The 15,035-nt window shown below is 44.3% G+C and carries 19 protein-coding genes and 1 other RNA gene; 9 read left to right on the top strand and 11 right to left on the bottom strand.

Annotated elements, in window-relative coordinates; genetic code table 11:
- Positions 1-35 precede the first annotated feature (35 nt).
- The 11 genes from JJU34_RS16365 to ffs form a co-directional block, all read right to left on the bottom strand.
- Positions 36-599, bottom strand: a complete 564-nt coding sequence (locus JJU34_RS16365; protein WP_228693482.1) for a hypothetical protein — start codon at positions 597-599, stop codon at positions 36-38.
- Positions 596-1,573, bottom strand: coding sequence for a DUF637 domain-containing protein (locus tag JJU34_RS16370; RefSeq protein WP_228693483.1), 978 nt, complete (start codon positions 1,571-1,573; stop codon positions 596-598). Before JJU34_RS16370 ends, JJU34_RS16365 begins: the two co-directional genes overlap by 4 nt.
- Positions 1,574-1,852: 279 nt before the next feature.
- On the bottom strand, positions 1,853-2,836 hold the full coding sequence (locus tag JJU34_RS16375) for a hypothetical protein (protein ID WP_228693484.1): 984 nt from the start codon (positions 2,834-2,836) through the stop codon (positions 1,853-1,855).
- Between the two features lie 7 nt (positions 2,837-2,843).
- Positions 2,844-3,302: a hypothetical protein gene (locus JJU34_RS16380; RefSeq protein WP_228693485.1), complete on the bottom strand. Its 459-nt coding sequence runs from the start codon at positions 3,300-3,302 to the stop codon at positions 2,844-2,846.
- Positions 3,303-3,551: 249 nt separating this feature from the next.
- A complete protein-coding gene (locus JJU34_RS16385) occupies positions 3,552-3,974 on the bottom strand; it encodes a PIN domain-containing protein (protein WP_228693486.1) in 423 nt (140 codons plus the stop codon).
- A complete protein-coding gene (locus JJU34_RS16390; protein WP_228693487.1) occupies positions 3,971-4,228 on the bottom strand; it encodes a DUF6364 family protein in 258 nt (85 codons plus the stop codon). Before JJU34_RS16390 ends, JJU34_RS16385 begins: the two co-directional genes overlap by 4 nt.
- 128 nt (positions 4,229-4,356) lie before the next feature.
- Positions 4,357-4,533 carry a hypothetical protein gene (locus tag JJU34_RS16395; RefSeq protein ID WP_228693488.1) on the bottom strand — a complete coding sequence of 59 codons (177 nt, stop codon included), beginning with the start codon at positions 4,531-4,533 and terminating at the stop codon, positions 4,357-4,359.
- A gap of 26 nt (positions 4,534-4,559) precedes the next feature.
- The gene (locus JJU34_RS16400) at positions 4,560-5,276 is read right to left on the bottom strand and encodes an ATP-binding cassette domain-containing protein (RefSeq protein WP_228693489.1); all 717 of its coding nucleotides are present in this window, start codon (positions 5,274-5,276) and stop codon (positions 4,560-4,562) included.
- Positions 5,277-5,281: 5 nt separating this feature from the next.
- A complete protein-coding gene (locus JJU34_RS16405) occupies positions 5,282-5,485 on the bottom strand; it encodes a fructose-6-phosphate aldolase (protein WP_228693490.1) in 204 nt (67 codons plus the stop codon).
- A 130-nt stretch (positions 5,486-5,615) separates the two neighbouring features.
- A complete protein-coding gene (fsa, locus tag JJU34_RS16410) occupies positions 5,616-6,275 on the bottom strand; it encodes a fructose-6-phosphate aldolase (protein ID WP_228693491.1) in 660 nt (219 codons plus the stop codon).
- A gap of 77 nt (positions 6,276-6,352) precedes the next feature.
- An RNA gene (ffs, locus tag JJU34_RS16415) (signal recognition particle sRNA small type) lies at positions 6,353-6,443 on the bottom strand.
- Positions 6,444-6,769: 326 nt separating this feature from the next.
- On the opposite strand from ffs, the gene JJU34_RS16420 reads away from it, so the two are divergent.
- The 9 genes from JJU34_RS16420 to aroF all read left to right on the top strand — a co-directional run bounded on the left by JJU34_RS16420 (position 6,770) and on the right by aroF (position 15,024).
- Positions 6,770-7,084 carry a hypothetical protein gene (locus tag JJU34_RS16420; protein WP_228693492.1) on the top strand — a complete coding sequence of 105 codons (315 nt, stop codon included), beginning with the start codon at positions 6,770-6,772 and terminating at the stop codon, positions 7,082-7,084.
- Positions 7,085-7,412: 328 nt separating this feature from the next.
- Positions 7,413-8,819, top strand: a complete 1,407-nt coding sequence (locus tag JJU34_RS16425) for a chorismate-binding protein (protein ID WP_228693493.1) — start codon at positions 7,413-7,415, stop codon at positions 8,817-8,819.
- An 18-nt stretch (positions 8,820-8,837) separates the two neighbouring features.
- A complete protein-coding gene (locus JJU34_RS16430; protein ID WP_228693494.1) occupies positions 8,838-9,404 on the top strand; it encodes an aminodeoxychorismate/anthranilate synthase component II in 567 nt (188 codons plus the stop codon).
- Between the two features lie 35 nt (positions 9,405-9,439).
- A complete protein-coding gene (trpD, locus tag JJU34_RS16435) occupies positions 9,440-10,450 on the top strand; it encodes an anthranilate phosphoribosyltransferase (protein WP_228693495.1) in 1,011 nt (336 codons plus the stop codon).
- Between the two features lie 100 nt (positions 10,451-10,550).
- Positions 10,551-11,372 (top strand): indole-3-glycerol phosphate synthase TrpC, encoded by an 822-nt coding sequence (gene trpC / locus JJU34_RS16440; RefSeq protein WP_228693496.1) that lies wholly within the window; start codon positions 10,551-10,553, stop codon positions 11,370-11,372.
- Positions 11,369-12,007 (top strand): phosphoribosylanthranilate isomerase, encoded by a 639-nt coding sequence (locus JJU34_RS16445; RefSeq protein ID WP_228693497.1) that lies wholly within the window; start codon positions 11,369-11,371, stop codon positions 12,005-12,007. Before trpC ends, JJU34_RS16445 begins: the two co-directional genes overlap by 4 nt.
- 28 nt (positions 12,008-12,035) lie before the next feature.
- Positions 12,036-13,214, top strand: coding sequence for a tryptophan synthase subunit beta (trpB, locus tag JJU34_RS16450; RefSeq protein ID WP_228693498.1), 1,179 nt, complete (start codon positions 12,036-12,038; stop codon positions 13,212-13,214).
- Positions 13,215-13,225: 11 nt separating this feature from the next.
- Positions 13,226-14,008, top strand: a complete 783-nt coding sequence (gene trpA, locus JJU34_RS16455) for a tryptophan synthase subunit alpha (RefSeq protein WP_228693553.1) — start codon at positions 13,226-13,228, stop codon at positions 14,006-14,008.
- On the top strand, positions 14,005-15,024 hold the full coding sequence (gene aroF, locus JJU34_RS16460) for a 3-deoxy-7-phosphoheptulonate synthase (protein ID WP_228693499.1): 1,020 nt from the start codon (positions 14,005-14,007) through the stop codon (positions 15,022-15,024). The genes trpA and aroF overlap by 4 nt, the downstream gene beginning before the upstream one ends.
- The last annotated feature ends 11 nt before the right edge of the window (positions 15,025-15,035 follow it).

The following is a 15,035-nucleotide window of genomic DNA, read 5'->3' on the forward strand; positions in this document are numbered from 1 at the left end:
CTAGCGGCTAAAGCTTATTTTAAATTAGTAAAATCTTACTCTTTCCATACTAAACTATCATATATTAAAACCAAAAGTGGCACCCTATAAATATTCTTCTTTTCAAAATCACTGTCATTTACTGCTTCTAAATATGCTTTGAAAAGATCTGGCTCGATTACATTTGAAAGAAGCATCTGTTCTAAAACTGGGTGTAGTTTACTTATGGTAGAACGTTCAAGTTCATTGCCATTTTGTAACTTCAGAACTTCATCGAAAATATACCAACCTCTACTCAGGTTAGAGGGATAAGTCATGCTTATAAATATATTATTATTTTTGTATATTTCCTTCATATCTATATAATAATCTCCTACCACGTATTTTAAATAAAACTCATAATAAGATTCCTTTGATACAGAATCAAGATATTTCCTTTCAATTAAAATTTCTTCAAATTCCGACGTAAGATCTATTAAAGAAGCGACCTTTCCATTTTCTCCGATAAGTTGATAGTCTTTCATAGCGTCAAAAATCAACTTTTCCTCATCATTTAATTCTGTTTTACTCGAACAAAAACAGAGGATAAATACCATTAGCATAAATATAATTGCTCTCATCTTCCAAAAATCCAGTTACTCATAAATTTAGTTTGGTTCCTAAAATTCAAAAATAAACCACTCGGTCCACCCCACCTTATTCCCCAATTTCCATTTTCGAATGTCTTAGTTTGATAATTGTGGTGTGGAAAAACCAACCCTTTGATTGACCCATGAAATGGGATTTCATACAACATCTTTACGTTTCTATCACCAATTGAAAAAGATGCAAACTGGTCACCGCTTGGCCCAAAAAATGAATTTACAGCACCTTGATTTACCCTAGACAATAGATGTGTCCCTCCAATTCCCAAACATTCTGAACTTAAGCAGTCAAATAATCCATTAAGATCTATATCTGTTCCATTAACCATATGATGTTTTATACCTTTTAATAAATGAACAGCAACTTTATTTCTTCCGGCATTTTTCAAGTTTAGGACTCCGGGATGTTCTATTCCATCGTACCGTTCAAAAAGGTACCTTTTATAGGACGTATGCAAGTGATTCAACCCAGCCACAGTCGCCCCAACAGCTGCACCTCTCCAAAAATCTCCCCCGGACATTTTTGATGCAACCCCTCCCGCCAGGGCTGACCCCCCAATTTGACCAAACGGACCAGCATTATGCAATGCCGATCCCGTTAATGAACCGAAGGCCCCTGCTGCATACATTGAAAGTGAAGGACTTTGACCAAAGGCGGTCCCAACCATCAAATTTGCTTGTCCATGAAGCATTGCCCTTCCTACTTCATTAAGTACCTTGCCTCCAAAAGAGCCCGCGGTTCCCCCAAATCCTCCAACAGCTGATCCAATTCCAGCGGTTGCTGCGCCGGATACTGCACCTATTGCAAGGGATTTGCCAAACTGCCCCCAATTCCAGTTTTCAAACCCACCTTTACTAAAGCCTACACTGGCCGTATATCCTGCCCCACCTAGGGCTGCGCCGATTGCAATGGCAGCCAGAAATGCTATCTCCCCGTCCGGATCCATCATCACCGGCCTGCCCCGCAGGCTAGCTCCTCACTAAATCTCGTCACTGGAGGGATTTTTTAACGTTCTGCCCTCCATGGCTAAATATGGCGAGGCAAACTGATCCTGCGGATCAACCCCAAAACAACTCCACGCTAAAATCATCAAAAGCTTGTCCCGATCTTTTCTTAGGAAACGCTTCCGACGGTGCCGGACTCTCGGTACCGGGATAAAATAATATCCGGGCTCTTCTGCTACTACTTCCTAGTATAACTTTTCATGTCCTTGCGAGTGCAATTATTATCAATTCGCTACTCTTCGATATATATAACTGTCTCCTGATATGCTCAATGAAAGCTTATGTCGGGTCAACTCTATGATCTCAAACCATAAAGGCTCTTGGGCAGGTGTTTTCTCCAACAGTAAGACCATAGTGTTTTTGCTTAGCTTCAAAAATCCATTTTCACTACTTTCTTTATTAGTACAGACGTGTTTTAAAACAAAAGGAAGAGATTCTTTTTCGGACCTAATAGATATAGACAATGGAGGTCTGGAATAAATAACTGAAGGTTTATAATTCTGCAGTTCCCAATCCCCTACCAACAACCTCTCTTTTTCATACTTTTTGGGAATGTCCCAGTTCTCTTTTTCAAAGATCACACTTTCTAATTTTCCAGAATTAACCATCATTCCTTTTATAAAACTTTCGTTCCATTCTACTAACAGTATTTTATATTCCATCACCATATGGATATTCAAAAAGTAAAAACCTGAGAATTCCTCTAATTGCCACCGTATTCTCTGATTAAGTACATCACTATCATTTTCATAACTGAAGTTTCCCAGCCCGTTGTCCATGAAATCAAAGTAGCTGTCTACCCTGAACCTGGTGCGGTCGACCCAACAGGATTCTGTCAAATCTCCCATCAAGAAGGAATAACTTTTATCGATATTGCTGATAGAATCGGTGTTTGCCATTGTTATGGATTGTTCCGCCATTTGCAACTGTAGAAAATCATTTTCAATCTTATACTGTAATTTCCATATTTCACCTTCTTCATTCGTAATTATTAAGGATTTATTGGATTTGACTTCCCATCTGATTTTTGTTTTTTCCTCCCTGGATACAAAGTAGGACTCGTCTTCACGCAAATCAAGTATAACAATACTTTCGCAATCTAAAGGGTTTAGGTTTATCCATCTTTTTTGTAACAGATCATTTGAAAACCCTTCAAGAAATGGAACGCAGAGCAATATACAATGTATCAAATACTTATAGAGTCTCATTTTCATTTTATTTGCCACCAAACCTATTAACAAATTCATTATACCTTCTAAAAAACCTATTATCGTAGTGCTTTATGAAGAAGTTGTCCCTAGCTTGGATACTTTTGAAGCTAGCAAAAAAATAGTCTAGCGTTCCCTGCCTTAGAGCGATGGTCTGGCTACCTTTCCAGAATCTGTTTAACCCAAAGTCCACCAAGTTATTATATTTGTCATAACTATCTAAGTTTACATCATTTTTTAGTAAAAACAAATGAATTTCTTCCCCATCGTACAAGCCACTTTCAAAGCTCCTTGACTTAAGGCCCCTTCCTTTCAGACTATAACCTTTGAAATATTTCTCCTTTATTTGATCTGCTATGTGTGCGTTATTTTCTCTGTACTTGCTTTCTGCATCCAAATCTGCAACACCATGTAGTCCTCTGACATAGTGCTTTAATAACAATGATTCTACTGCATGGTTTGCCATATGATTCAACCCTGCTACCGTCGCCCCAGCTGCCGCCAAAATTCGCCCCTGGACATATGGTGCGGCAAACCCCGTAGGGGTGTACACATTCGTTGACGATATCAGGTGCCTAATGTTGGTGAAGCCAAAGCCATTCTTTGCGGAATCCCTTTCTATTGTCCGGATAGCTTTGCGCAAACCCCCTACCAAGTATGCACGTATCCATTTGATGCTACGACCCACAAGGAAAAACCTAGTTTTAGCACATACTTATCTGGCATTCCAAATTTTTAGGTATTCATACGGAGTCAAAACTGGTATTTCAGATTCTTTAAAATCTTTTCCATTTCTTGTAATTAATATGCTACAGTCCGAATTTACAGCACAATAGTATTGCAAGGAATCTTCAAAATCTCCAAACTTAGATAACAATCCTTTATCAATCACTTTACTCGTCAGGTCCGAAGTCTCAGCAATTACCTTGAATTTTCGGATTTTCTGTTTAACAACTTCTTTATCTTCAAATCTTGACAGCAAATAAAAAACCGTTGAATAGGTTAGCGCAGAAACGACTAAGTGTATTTCTCCTTTGTCTGCAAGTGTTGCTATTTTAGCTACCGATTCATAAAAGGGTTCGCGTTCACCTAATAAATCGACAACCACATTTGTGTCAAGAAATAGTTTGTCTTTCATTTATATTTCTCCCCTAAATAATCGCCATACGCCTTTTTATAATCATAGTCATTAGGAATCTTCACACCTGTTCTTAGACTTTTGACAAATGGTGAGATTTCAATGTCTGAACCGGATGGAACGTCTTCCTGGGAAATCAATGTTCTAAGGTAAGACTCAATCATGCCTGACAAACTCCTTTTGTGTGATGCAGCATACGCTTTTGCTCTGTCAATCACGTATTTGTCGAGTTTCAATGTTAATTTCGTATCCATAATGTATAGTTATACGTACAAATTTATAAAATCCGTCCGTATAAGTCAAGCCTAATTTGCGCTTCACAACGGCGTTTACATACATGCTTCGCTTTAAAGCAGCACTGCCTTCCCCGCCAAAGCCCGATTCAGGCTGAATCTGCCTTGTCTCCAAGTTCGGGTAGTTTCTTGGCCAAGGCACGGATGTCTGCCCAAGCTGCAGGAGGTTTTGGCGGGAACTGGTGGGCGGTATCGCCATGGTAGCGGCCAAAACGTGCCCACAGGACTTCATCGTCATGCCACGGGTCGAAACCCCTAGTTACCAAAAACCAAACGGTATCAAACAAACCTCCTATAGAGCCCAATCTTGGCCTATCTGGAATTTGGTCGTTTTCGAGTCCAACAGCCGGCCGTTTTCACATTTGAGAATTCGGTATGGATACTTCTTTAGCAGTTCGTAATTATGGGTCGCCATTAGGATTGCGGTACCCCGTTTATTGATCTCCTGAAAAAGTTTAAATATCCCATCCGACACTTCCGGATCCAAATTACCGGTAGGCTCATCGGCCAATAGGATGGCAGGCTCGTTCAATAAGGCCCTGGCTATTACCACACGCTGTTGTTCCCCTCCTGATAGCTGATGGGGAAATTTGGAGGAAGCACCGCCAAGACCTACACCCATCAGCACCTCGATCATGCGGCTTTTCATTTTGGTCTTGTCTTTCCATCCAGTAGCCCGCATGACAAAATGCAGGTTGTCCGATACAGTCCGATCTGGGAACAATTGAAAATCTTGAAATACAATCCCCAGTTTTCTTCGGAGGAAGGGGATGTTCTTGGTTTTGATACCATTGAGTGGATAGCCGGCCACAGTTCCCTCTCCCATGATGAGGGGTAGGTCGGCATAGAGCGTTTTTAGCAGGGAGCTTTTTCCACTCCCTGTACGGCCAATTAAAAAAACAAACTCTCCCTTTTCGATCGAAAAATTCAAATCTGTAAGTACCGTGTTGATTCCCTGAAATACACTGGCATTGGAGACGTTTACAACGGGTTCACTGGAAAAAACCATGCGATTTAGAGGGCTAATTTCTGGAGTTTTCCGAATGGGAGGTCTTTTATGAGCGATTCCAGCTCTGCTTCTTTGCCTTCCCAGCCGAATTTTTCAATGTTTTTAAGTGGTCGGTCCGCCCGAAAGTAGGCGACTAACACAAAGTTTTCGTCCCTGATCTGAATGTAATCAGGTATTTTCGCCTTTCCTTTCACTTTGATGATGTACATGACCCTTTCTTTCAAATGACTATGTTGCAAATAACGAAAATCGGACCGAAAAGATCCGATTAGCTGATTCGATTTAGTATCTGTAACACAAAAAAGGGTAAAGCTGTTGACTTTACCCTCTACGCTGGACTCATTTTTTGTTTACCTTGGCGTGATCGGCCAGGAATTGGGCCAACCCTTTGTCCGTTAAAGGGTGGTTCAACAATCCGGTAATGACTTTTAGTGGACAGGTAACCACGTCTGCGCCTATTTCTGCGCACTTGATCAAGTGCATGGTATGCCTTACGGAAGCAGCGAGAATTTGCGTTTCGAAATCATAGTTTTGGTAGATGTGCGCTATTTGCTCGATCAACTCCAGTCCATCGAACGAAATGTCATCCAGTCGTCCTATGAAAGGGGAGAGGTAGGTAGCTCCGGCTTTTGCCGCCAAAATGGCCTGTCCAGCCGAGAAGACCAACGTACAGTTCGTCCGAATTCCTTCGCTGTGAAAATATTTAATTGCCTTGATACCATCTTTGATCATGGGGATCTTTACGACAATCTTATCATCGATTTTGGCCAATTCCTTGCCTTCTTTGATCATTCCCTCAAATGCGGTGGAAATTACTTCGGCACTTACTTTATCGTCGACAATATCGCAAATGGCCTTGTAATGTGCCGTGACGTTTTCGTCTCCACTAATACCTTCTTTGGCCATGAGGGAGGGGTTGGTGGTGACGCCATCCAATACACCCAGATCGTAGGCTTCCCTAATTTCGTCTAGGTTAGCCGTGTCAATAAAGAATTTCATGCTAGTTATGGTTTATTTGGTTGATAATTCTATGGTTAAAACGCGTCAGTGTTTACCGGAACGTGGAAAAAAAAGAAAAAAATAAGCGGCATCGCACCGCTACAACCGCCTACCCTTGCTTCCTTCCGGACCTGGGGGATTCAGCAGGAGCTGGTCGTGCCGCTCGATACAAAGGTACATAATTTACCCTTTCCTGCAAGCCGATCCCACGGATTTCAGCGGAAAAAGGTGTAAAAAACTCATTCTCAAATCCAAAATATTTTTGGATTTGGCGTTTTCTTGGTAGGCTGGTTGATGGTCATAGCAAAGGCCCCATCCGCGCTTTCGGGCATTTTGGCACATACGTTCTTTTGCGGCACCATAATTGATACTGAATAGGACGGCTAGCGGAGCGTCTTTTGTATCGCTTATTTTTCCGTAGAAGCTACGGATCTCAGGGTATAGAAATGTTTCGAAAGCTGGATTACGATTAGATTGTTCATAAACCGAAAAAAATGATGCGTATAGTGAGAGGATTCCTTGTGTTGTCTTTTGTATTGCTAATGGGTGCTTGTACCATCTTTCAGCCCCGGATTCCTTACCAATTAGGGATGTCGGAATCCAAATTCCTCCGTCAAAACCGGAGTGCGGTCATCAGTCAGTTGGGTGACGGACGAAAAGTATACCGGGTCAATACCGATGAGCGTTTCTATTTGTTGGTGACTTTTGAGGAGGGGGTTCTTACCCAATTGGAGGAAAAGGAATTGCTACCTGTTTGGCAACAGCAGCGCATGATGGAGGAAAATCCGGCTGCACCTCCCCGCCAATAGGGCAATTAATTGGGTTAAATAAAAATGACAATTGTTTTTTTAATTAATCGTGGTTTCTATATTTGTCACAGATTATGAAAAAGGCATTCTACATTCAAAATTGGTGGTGGTTTTACTTCAAATGATGGAAGTTCAGCTACCTATTGCCCTTTTTTGAAACAACATACAAAGGCTCGCTGGACTACCAGTGAGCCTTTTTTAATGCATTTCGTCATCATTAACGGTTCAGACTTCCGAAGACAGAAAGATAAGTCGGTAGCGGCATACAAAGGGCTCGCTATTGATCATCCGAAATTCAAGCTAACCATTGAAAAGAAATTACAAAGCGATGCATACATTCAACATAAAAACCCGATTTAAGCGCCTTTTGGCAGATACATTGACCCCAGTTAGTGTATACTTGCAGGTCAGGGACCGATACGCCAATCCCATTCTATTGGAAAGCTCGGACTATCATGGCAGCGAAAACAGCTACTCCTATATTTGCTGCGATCCCATTGCAACGTTTTCTTTGGTTAACGGAAAGATCCGGGAAACCTTGCCTGATGGATCTTCCACTTCTTACGCCCTGGAAAAGGGAGACCGGTTAATGGATGCCTTGCAGGCCTTCTCTCATCGGTTTCACGAAGAGAAATTGGAGTTTAAATTCATCACCTCAGGTCTCTTTGGGTATACCCAGTACGATACCGTTTCTTATTTTGAAGACATCCAGTTGAAAATGCCAAAGGAATCGAGTATTCCAATGATGCATTACGCTGTGTACAGAAATATGATCGTGGTGGATCATTTCAAAAATGAGCTTTACATCATTGAACACTACCTGGACGGAGAAAAGGGGGAATCGGGTATTCCGAAGATCGAAATGATCCTTAATAACAAGAATATCCCCAGTTATTCCTTCCAAATGGATGGTGAGGAAACGTCTAATTATACCGATTTAGCGTTTTTGGATATTTTGAGCAAGGGGAGGGATCACTGCTTCAAAGGCGATGTGTTTCAGATCGTCTTATCCCGTTCTTTTTCGTCGGGATTCAAGGGGGATGAGTTTAACGTATACAGAGCCCTCCGGTCTATCAATCCATCTCCATACCTATTTTATTTCGACTACGGTTCTTATAAAATTTTCGGCAGTTCTCCCGAGGCACAGATAGTCATCAAGGGAAATAAGGCTACCATTTATCCGATTGCAGGAACCTTCAAGCGTACAGGGAATGATCAGGCAGATGCCGAGTTGGCCCGAAAGCTTTACGACGATCCAAAAGAGAATTCCGAGCACGTGATGTTGGTGGATTTGGCTAGAAATGACTTAAGTAGATCTTCTGAAAAGGTTGAAGTTGAGGTGTTTAAGGAAATACAATACTACTCGCACGTGATTCACCTGGTGTCCAAGGTAACCGGGGTGTTGCCCGATGGATCTAACCCGCTACAGCTGGTAGCAGACACCTTTCCGGCAGGTACCCTGTCCGGCGCGCCAAAATACAGGGCCATGGAGTTGATAGACGACCTGGAAAACACCGCGCGGGGCTTTTACGGTGGGGCGATCGGCTACTTGGGTTTTAACGGAGACTTTAACCATGCGATCCTGATCCGGTCTTTTGTATCCGAAAACAATCTCCTGAGGTTTCAGGCAGGGGCAGGGGTTGTGGCCAAATCGTCCATCGAGTCAGAATTGCAGGAGGTAAGCAACAAGTTGGCGGCGTTACGGGCAGCATTGTTGCGAGCAGAAGAGATTTAAATGACACTGATAAAAAATATGAAAATACTTGTTCTGGACAATTACGATTCCTTTACATACAACCTCGTGTATATCATCCGAGACCTTGGCTACGCCAATCAGTTAGATATCTATCGAAACGACAAGTTGTCATTGGAGGATGTGGCCATCTACGATAAGATTCTTCTATCTCCGGGACCGGGTGTTCCGGCGGATGCTGGAATCATGCCGCAGCTTCTCAAAAGGTATGGCAGTTCCAAGGATATATTGGGTGTATGTCTGGGGCATCAGGCAATCGGAGAAGCGTACGGTTCAGGACTGATCAACCTGACGGAGGTTGTACACGGTGTCGCTTCGAAGATTAAAGTACGGCCAGATCTTTTGTTTGAAGGAATTCCGGAATCCTTTACGGTAGGCAGGTACCACAGCTGGGTGATTGACGAAAGCACACTCCCGGATGAGTTGGAGGTAATTGCTAAAACCCCGGATGGACAGATCATGGCGGTACGCCATCGGGAGCATCGAGTGCGGGGCGTACAGTTTCATCCAGAGAGCATCCTCACCGAGCATGGGGTGGCCATGATGCAAAATTGGCTAGAAGGATAATGGGAGTTTTTTTGCGGAAATAAAACAATGAACTGATGAAGGAAATACTAAACCATTTGATTGAGCATAAAACCCTGTCTAAGGAACAGGCAAAGGAGGTACTTAAAGGAGTTACCTCAGGGGCTTACAATCAAAGTCAAATGGCGGCATTTATGACCGTTTTTTTGATGCGTAGTGTTCGTGTTGAAGAGTTGATGGGCTTTCGGGAGGCCATGTTGGAGATGTGCATTCCCGTGGAAATAGAGGAATACGATGCGATTGATCTCTGCGGTACAGGTGGTGATGGAAAGGATACCTTCAACATATCCACACTGGCATCTTTCATCGTTGCCGGGGCTGGGCAGCATGTAGCTAAGCACGGGAATGTAGGGGTGTCCTCCATTTGTGGATCTTCTAATTTGTTGGCGCATTTTGGCTATGAGTTTACCAATGACCTGGACAAGATCCGCAGGAGTTTGGACGAAGCGAAAATATGTTTCCTACATGCACCGCTGTTTCATCCAGCCATGAAAAATGTAGGCCCTATACGGAGGGAACTTGGCGTCAAGACGTTCTTTAACATGCTTGGTCCCATGGTAAATCCCAGTTTTCCACGTAAGCAGCTCGTTGGTGTCTTTAGCTTGGAATTAGCCCGGATGTATGCGTACCTTTATCAAAATAGTAACACCCAATTTAGCATCATCCATTCTATCGACGGATACGACGAGATATCCCTGACGGGGAATTTCAAAATGATCTCCAACCACGGCGAGAAACTACTCTCACCCGAAAGCTTGGGATTAAGTCCGTTGTCTGCAGAAGAAATCAAGGGTGGAGCGACCGTAGCAGAATCGGCAGACCTGTTTTTATCGATTTTAAAAGGAAAGGGGACCACTGCACAGGAAGAAGTAGTCATCGCCAATGCGGCTGCCGCTCTTGCAACCGCCGATCTAACGTTGGGCATGCAGGAGGCAGTTTTCAAAGCGCGGGAATCACTAAAGAGTGGGCAAGCCTTAAAGGTGTTTCATGCGTTGATTGATCCAAAGAAGAAAGTAGCTGTAAGTTGAAAGTAGAAATGAAATCGAGTACGACGCAAACGACACACGGAGGAACGATTGTAATACGTGCGAGATTCCATCTGACCGCTTAAAGACAAATTATAAACAGATGAATATATTGGATAAGATTGTAGCGCACAAGCTACAAGAAGTTGCTGAAAATAAGGCTTTGGTGCCGCTGAAGAGATTGGAAAAGAGTCCTTTTTTCGATGGGCACACGGTATCCATGCGGAAATACCTTCTGAATCCCGAAAAAACAGGCATTATCGCGGAGTTTAAGCGAAAATCACCCTCTAAAGGTTGGATAAACGCAACCGCCAAGGTAGAGAAAACGACCATCGGGTACATGCAGGCTGGCGCATCGGCTTTATCTGTTTTGACCGACAGGGAGTTCTTTGGAGGGAGCAATGAAGATTTGATCACAGCCAGAAAGTTTAATTTCTGCCCCATCCTTCGAAAAGATTTCATGATTGACGAATACCAGTTTGTCGAAGCCAAATCGATCGGAGCGGATTGTATCTTGTTGATTGCCGCCATTTTGGAGCCAAAAAGGCTAGAGGAATTGGCTAAGTTCGCGAAAAGTCTTGGCTTGGAGGTCTTGATGGAGGTGCACGATGAAACGGAACTGGAGAGGTCCTTAAATCCTTACTTGGATGTCGTCGGGGTTAATAACCGTAACCTAAAGACATTTGATGTCAGCGTAGAAACATCGCTGACATTGGTAGATAAGATTCCAAACGAATTTGTCAAGATTTCCGAGAGTGGTATTTCCGATCCGGGTACTTTGGTGACCTTGCAGGATGCCGGATACCAGGGATTCCTGATCGGGGAAAACTTCATGAGAAATATTCGACCGCATCAGGCAGCTTACAACTTCATGAATAGCTACCGGGAGCTTCTCGCGCTCAAATCTACGGAGTCGTTGCCATGATCATCAAGGTCTGTGGCATGCGGGATCCCGAAAATATCCGGCAATTGATAGAAGCACCTAAACCCGATCTTATGGGGCTTATCTTTTACCCTAAGTCTTCCCGCTATGTGGCGGAATTAGCCGAAGATCGTGGTTTTTACCGTTCACTGGATATTCCCAAAGTAGGAGTGTTCGTAAACGCCCATATCGGTGAGTTGGTGGATGCCGTGAGGGAATATGGTCTGGAATACGTGCAGTTACACGGTGATGAGGACCTGACATATATAGCCTCTTTGCGGGTGGTTCTTCCAGTGAAAATTATCAAGGTGTTCCGGATTGACACTACTTGGGAGTGGAAATACGCAGAGCCCTTTGTCAATCAGGTGGATTGGTTCCTATTTGATACCCAAACACCTCAATATGGTGGTTCTGGGCATGCTTTCTCTTGGGATATTCTACGTAGCTACCCCTTCGATCAGCCGTTTTTACTAAGCGGGGGTATCACGGAGAGCCACTCGGAGGAAATCAAAGCGCTCATGGGAGCTATTCCTGCTATGCATGGGGTAGACATCAATTCCCGGTTTGAACTGTCTCCTGGAGTGAAGGATATCGCAATGGTCAAAACATTTATGCAAAAACTAAGATTAACCTACTAACCCCGGTTGGTTGCAAAGCGAATACGATATGATCAAAGTTGACGAAAACGGTTTTTATGGAAGGTTCGGTGGGGCCTTTATTCCCGAGATGCTGTATCCAAACATCGAGGAGCTGAGGGAAAACTTCCTCCCGATCATTGAGACCGAGGAGTTTCAAAATGAGTTCCGCTATCTGTTGCGGGATTACGTGGGCAGGCCCACCCCGTTGTTTTTGGCAGCGCGGTTGTCCGAAAAGTACAAGGCAAAAATCTACCTGAAACGGGAGGATCTTTGTCACACGGGTGCACACAAGGTAAACAATACCATAGGCCAGATTATTTTGGCTCGGAAGCTCGGCAAAAAACGTATCATCGCTGAGACAGGTGCCGGGCAGCACGGCGTGGCTACAGCCACAGTCTGTGCCCTTATGGGAATGGACTGTACCGTGTACATGGGATCGGTGGATATGGAACGGCAAAAGCCCAACGTAGAACGCATGCGGATACTGGGGGCGAAGGTGGTACCCGCAACTTCGGGAAGCAGAACGCTAAAAGACGCCACCAACGAGGCCATGAGGCAGTGGATCAATAATCCGGTGGACACCCATTATATCATCGGTTCGGTGGTAGGTCCGCACCCTTATCCCGAGATGGTGGCCCGGTTTCAGTCGGTAATCAGCGAAGAAATGCGGGTACAGCTCTTGGAAAAGGAAGGTAGGGAAACCCCCGATATGGTTATCGCCTGTGTAGGCGGAGGAAGCAATGCGGCAGGAGCATTCTACCACTACTACAATGAACCTTCCGTTCGTTTGGTAGCTGCCGAGGCGGCTGGATTGGGTGTTTCCTCGGGCAAGTCTGCGGCAACCACGGCCCTGGGAAAGATAGGCATCCTGCACGGCAGTCAGACCCTGCTGATGCAGACCGAAGATGGGCAGATCGTGGAGCCACATTCCATTTCCGCTGGATTGGACTATCCAGGAATAGGGCCGGTTCATGCGCATCTCTTCGAAAGCGGTAGGGGTGAGTTTGTAGCCGTAGAAGATGAGGACGCCATGGTAGCCGGCATTGAGTTAAGTCGACTAGAGGGTATCATTCCTGCGATCGAAAGCGCTCACGCCCTTTCTGCGCTTAATCAACTAACCTATAATCCTGACGATGTGATTGTCATCAATCTATCTGGAAGGGGAGACAAAGATCTGGAAACCTATATCAAATGGGGCAACTACTAAGCACGAATCAAATGAACCGTATCGATAAACTTTTTCGGGATAAGTCCGAAAATATCCTGTCTATATATTTTACCGCAGGGTATCCTTCCTTGGAAGATACCCTTCCCATTATGAAATCCATTGAAGCTGCCGGGGCCGATATCATCGAAATTGGGATTCCCTATTCCGATCCCATCGCTGATGGCCCTACTATTCAGGAAAGCAACATGGTCGCACTAGCCAACGGGATGAGTATGAAGAAACTCTTCGCGCAGCTGGAGAAAATGCGAGATGAAGTCAGCATTCCAGTGATCCTTATGGGATACTTGAATCCGGTGGTGCAATACGGAGTGGAGAAATTTTGTCAAAAATGCCAAGAAGTAGGCGTGGATGGCGTGATTTTGCCCGATCTGCCTATGCTGCAGTACCTTCGGGAATACAAAGCCATTTTTGATCAATACGGCCTTAGAAACACGTTCCTTATTTCGCCACAAACCAGCGAAGAACGTATCCGCGAAATTGACGAGCATTCGGATGGATTTATCTACATGGTATCATCGGCAAGTATAACCGGCGCCAAAAAGGGTATTACGGAAGAGCAGATTACTTATTTTGAAAGAATCCGAAACATGGGCCTTTCCAATCCCCGGTTAATCGGCTTTGGAATTTCCGACAGAACAGGATTTCAGACTGCCGCAAACTATGCACATGGAGCAATTATTGGAAGTGCCTTTATCCATGTGCTAAGCAATTCGAAAGACTTGGAGCGGGAAATTAAAGATTATATTCAGAGCGTAATAAGAGACCAAGCATGATCATTCAACTCTCTAAACATACCGATGCATCAGAACGGGAAGTCCTGAAGGAAAAAATCGGTGCTTTTGGTATCAAAGTGACCGAGGTTAGCACGCAAATGGGGGATTACCTCATCGGTATAGGCAACAAAGATTTTGACATTCGTAAAATCGGACACCTGAAAGGTATACAGGACATTCACATCGTTTCGGACGATTATAAGCTGGTGTCCAAAAAGTGGAAGGTGAAGCCTACCAGTATCGATTTGGGTGACGGCATCCGGGTGGAAGACGGTGCCATGGCGGTAATCGCTGGTCCCTGTTCCATTGAGTCAGAGGAGCAAATCGCCCGCGTAATTGAACACCTCAAAGCCTGCAATATTTCCATGATGCGAGGGGGTGTTTTTAAGCCCCGAAGCAGTCCCTATGCCTTTCGTGGGTTGGGCTTGGAGGGACTAAAACTCTGGTATGCCCATGCGAAGGCAGCTGGCATTAAAATCGTGACAGAGGTCATGCAGGTTTCGCAAATAGATGAGATGCTTGACTATGTGGATGTGTTCCAGGTTGGTGCCAGAAATACGCAAAATTTCAATTTGCTTGATGAATTGGGAAAGGTGGATAAAGCCGTGATGATCAAAAGGGGCATTTCCGGTACCATCGAAGAACTGCTGCAATCGGCAGAATATGTGTTTTCCGGAGGTAATGAAAAAATCATTCTTTGTGAAAGAGGTATCCGGACCTATGAACGGGCCAGCAGAAATACCTTGGACTTAAATGCCGTACCGATTTTAAAATCTAAATCCCACCTACCGGTCGTCGTGGACCCTTCCCATGGGATTGGTATCCGGGAATTTGTACCCCAAATGGCACTTGCGGGGGTGATGTCCGGTGCGGATGGCATTATTTACGAAGCCCATGAAAACCCCGACAAGGCGTATTCCGATGGGCAGCAAACCCTTAATTTCCAGCAAAGTGCCCTATTGGCAGATCAGATCAAGAAGACCTTTGCACTTCGAAAAACGTTTCAGTTGTTATAAATCAGAGCGGG

Source organism: Lunatimonas sp. (assembly GCF_020832325.1).
GTDB lineage: Bacteria > Bacteroidota > Bacteroidia > Cytophagales > Cyclobacteriaceae > Lunatimonas.